Origin of the sequence: Pseudoalteromonas sp. GW168-MNA-CIBAN-0100 (assembly GCF_040309225.1) — a bacterium.
Lineage (GTDB): Bacteria > Pseudomonadota > Gammaproteobacteria > Enterobacterales > Alteromonadaceae > Pseudoalteromonas > Pseudoalteromonas arctica.
In genome coordinates this window covers 1-322 of sequence record NZ_JBEOOL010000323.1, presented here as the reverse complement: position 1 = coordinate 322, position 322 = coordinate 1, and the positions used below count along the sequence as shown (strand labels likewise).

Here is a 322-nt window from a genome sequence, read left to right as displayed (position 1 = left end):
CGCTTATTGCATCGGTGAGTTCAAGCTTTGAGCCTTTAACGCTAAAGGGCCAAGAAATAGATTTAATTTTAACGAAAGAGGAAGCTCTATTTGAAGCCCATGCTCTGCACCAAGACAGTGAAGATCTTATGGCTTATCAAGACGACGATTTAATGCTTGAAGAAAATGGCCTAAGCAGTGGTTGTGGTTTTGAAGATTTTATAGACCTAATAAACTCATGGCATGAGTTTACGACTTCAAGATAAACATAGTTAGCACACTAATGAAAATATACAGCAATGCACAACAAGCATTTTATCTGTATTATTACACTAATGAAAAT

1 protein-coding gene is annotated in these 322 nt (G+C 36.0%); it reads left to right on the top strand.

What is annotated here, in order from left to right; genetic code table 11:
* The coding region (locus tag AAEY62_RS21310) for a YacL family protein (RefSeq protein ID WP_350636370.1) at positions 1–245 on the top strand (245 nt) is incomplete at its 5' end.
* Positions 246–322: the final 77 nt, after the last annotated feature.